The organism is Streptomyces sp. NPDC058877 (genome assembly GCF_042742855.1).
GTDB lineage: Bacteria > Actinomycetota > Actinomycetes > Streptomycetales > Streptomycetaceae > Streptomyces.
Genome location: NZ_JBHYMF010000345.1, coordinates 1 through 3,314, shown reverse-complemented (window position 1 = coordinate 3,314; position 3,314 = coordinate 1). Strand labels below are relative to the sequence as shown.

Genomic DNA, 3,314 nt, shown 5'->3' with positions numbered 1-3,314 from the left:
CGGGGCCGGTTCGGGCAGCCGGATCCTGGCGACCCTTTCCGTGCGCCGGGCCGGTTCCAGCCCGGCCAGCATCCGGTCGGCGCGCCGGGCCATGCTCTTGGCCATGGCGGCGGTCGCCGAGCGGGCCTTCATCCGGTCGGCCTGCGCGTGCAGGGTGGCCGCCTTGCGCTCGGCGCTCGTCCTCTCACGGGCCCGGCGGCGTTCGTCCGTCTGCCGCTGGGCGAGGTAGGTGTCCCAGCCGGTGTTGTGGATGTCGATCGTGGCGCGGGTGGCGTCCAGGTGGAAGACCCGGTTGACCACGGCGGCCAGCAGCGAGGTGTCGTGGCTGATCACCACCAGGCCACCGGTGTGGGCCTGGAGGAAGGTGCGCAGCCAGGCGACCGCGTCGGCGTCCAGGTGGTTGGTCGGCTCGTCCAGCAACAGGACGCCCTGCTGCCCGGCGAAGAGGATGCGTGCGAGTTCGACGCGGCGTCGTTGCCCGCCGGACAGGGTGCCGACCGGTTCGCTCAGGACCCGGTGGGGCAGGCCGAGTCCGGCGGCCACCCGGGCGGCCTCGGCCTCGGCGGCGTATCCGCCGCCGGCCTGGAAGGCCGCCTCGGCGCGGGCGTAGGCGCTCATCGCCCGCTCCAGGGCGGCGGGCGAGGCGGCGTCGGCCATCTCCGCCTCGGTCGTCCGCAGCCGGTGCAGGGCCGTGTCGAGGCCGCGGGCGGAGAGGATCCGGTCGATGACGGTGAGGTGCTGGCCGGCGGCGCGGGAGTCCTGGGCGAGGAACCCGACCCGACCGGCGTGGGTGACGGCTCCCGCGGCAGGTCCGGCCTGACCGGCGAGGGCGGTGATGAGGGTGGTCTTGCCCGCGCCGTTGCGGCCGACCAGGCCGATGCGGTCGCCGGGAGAGACGGTGAAGGAGATGTCGGAGAGCAGCAGGCGGGCGCCCGCGCGCAGCTCGACACCACGAACGGTGATCATGGGATGACGCTCCGAGAAAGCAAAAGGACACACTTCTGACGTGGAAGCGGGTCCTCAGCTAGGAAATTCGGGGCGTAGACATGCGTCCACCGTAACCGATGCCCCGCGCCCGGCGCGCCCGGTTTTCGTGCGGAGCCGGAAGCCCCTGGTCAAGAGGGCGTGCGACGGACCCGGCACGGGAGGGGCAGCTCGTGGCGCGGGAACGGAGCGGGTCGACGCGGGCCGGATCGACGCGGTCTCGACCGCGGGCACGGGGGCGGGCAGGAGCAGGAGCACCGTGCCCCGCGGGTGGACCGCCGGCGCCTCACCCGGCGTCGCGCACCACGGAGGCGAGGTACCGGGCGTACTCGTCCAGGGCCGCCGAGGCCTGGGCGTCGTCGCGGTCGATGAGCCAGTTGAGGGTGAGGCCGTCCAGGACGCTCAGGCCGTGCCGGGCGAGCACCGGAAGGTCGACCGCCCAGCTGATGCCCAATGCGCGGGCGAGGGCCTCCAGGTGCTCCCGGTTCAGGTCCAGGTAGTGCTGGTACTGCTTGCGCGCCAGGTCCGCCAGACCGGGCTCGCGCAGGGCGTACTGGGTGAGCTCGTAGGTGACCAGGTGCTCGGCCGGGCGCTCGCGCACCCGGTCCCAGTAGGCGTGCAGGGTGGCGTGGATGACCTCGTGGGGCGTGGCGCCCTCGGGACGGGCCGTGGCGGGCGACAGGGTCCGCTGGGTGATCCGCTCGATCACGCTCTGCAGGAGTTCCTCCTTGGAGCGGAAGCAGTAGTGGAAGGCGCCGAGCGGTACCCCCGCCTCGTTCACGACGGCGCGGGTGGTCGTCCTGGCGACGCCTCCGCGGATCATGACCCGGATCGCCGCCTCGACCAGCTGCTCCCTGCGCTCGTCGGCGGACAAGCGGGTCATGGCGGGCTCCTCGGCGTACGACGGTGCGGAACCGGGTCAACCTACCCCACCGCGCGCAGGGCGGCCTTCGCGGCTGCGGAGGTCCGGGGCGGACCCCGACGTCACAGGAACGCGTGGCCCTCGCCGCGGTAGGTGGGGACGACGTCCACGATCCGGTCGCCCTCCACCAGGTGCAGCCGGTCGACCCGCTCGCACAGTTCGCCCGCCTTGGCGTGCCGGAACCACACGAGGTCCCCCATCCGCAGCCCGTCGGCAGCCCCGCCGACGAGTGGGGTCTGCACTTCACCGGCCCCCTCGGCGGGCAGCAGTCGCAAACCCCTCGGCCAGACGGGAACCGGGAGGCGGTCCGCGCCGGGAGCGCCGGAGGCGACCCAACCGCCGCCCTGGACCGTGACGTGGCGGGGTGCGGGGCGGCGGACCACGGCCAGGGCGAAGTACGCGGCGGGGAGGGGGCGGAACCCCCGGTAGTGGTCGAAGAGGGCGGGGGCGTAGATCCCGGAACCCGCACCGAGTTCGGTGACGGCGGGTTCGGCCGAGGTCGATTCCAGGCTGCCGGTTCCTCCGCCGTTGACGAAGGCGAGCGGTGCCACGGAGCGGACCGCGCGGACGGCGGCGGCACGACGCTCGCGCAGTTCCCGGGCGGAGATCCGTTGGACGAGCCGTACGGCGGCACGCATGGGACCCGGCCCCGGCCGGTTGTCGCCCACGCCCGCGATCTGCCCCTCGTACGCCATCACGCCCACGAGTCGGAACCGGGGCCGGGAGACGACGGCTCGCGCCAACTCCGCCGCCTGTTCCGGCGCGTGGACGGGTGAACGGCGCATGCCGAGGTGCAGCCGGCCGCCCAGGAGGCGCAGCGAGGCGTCGAGGTCGAGGCAGATCCGGAGCGGGGGGCCGGACGGTCCGACCGCTTCGGAGATGAGTGCGAGGTGCTCCACGGAATCCACCATGAGGGTCACCCTGGCCGCCGCGCGTTCATCGGAGGCCAGTTGGCGCAGGGCGGGGACGTCCGCCGTCGGATACCCGACCAGGACGTCCTCCGTGTCCTCTGCGAGCCACAGGGCTTCCGCCAGGGTGAAGGCGAGGACGCCGGAGAAGCCCGGCTGCCGGAGCACGTCGCCGATCAGGGGCCGACAGCGCAGCAACTTGCTCGCGAGGCGGATCGGTTTGCCGCCCGCCCGACGGACCATGTGCACGGCGTTGGCCCGCAGGGCACCGAGGTCCACCACGGCGAAGGGCGGCCTGAGGCCCGCCGTGGCCGCCTCAAGATCGGCGAACCCCGCAGGGGGTGCCGATGGCGCCCGGCGGTGCGGGACCATCGACCTCGCACCGTCCGCGCCCGTCCCCAGGGTGCCTTCCGTGCGGGCGTTCTCCATGGCGTGCGGCCTTTCCCTGGACCGGGTGGGACGCCGCCACGCTCTCTTGGTCAACCGTCCAAGTCAAGGCT

General features: G+C 73.7%; 3 protein-coding genes. All 3 read right to left on the bottom strand.

Translation table 11 applies throughout. From position 1 onward, the window contains the following. Positions 1-966 (bottom strand): ATP-binding cassette domain-containing protein (locus tag ACFW2Y_RS35255; RefSeq protein ID WP_384887673.1); only part of this gene is annotated, 966 nt, incomplete at its 3' end. Positions 967-1,270: 304 nt separating this feature from the next. Then, positions 1,271-1,867, bottom strand: a complete 597-nt coding sequence (locus ACFW2Y_RS35250; RefSeq protein ID WP_384887670.1) for a TetR/AcrR family transcriptional regulator — start codon at positions 1,865-1,867, stop codon at positions 1,271-1,273. A gap of 101 nt (positions 1,868-1,968) precedes the next feature. Continuing rightward, on the bottom strand, positions 1,969-3,186 hold the full coding sequence (locus ACFW2Y_RS35245) for an alanine racemase (protein WP_384887676.1): 1,218 nt from the start codon (positions 3,184-3,186) through the stop codon (positions 1,969-1,971). Positions 3,187-3,314: the final 128 nt, after the last annotated feature.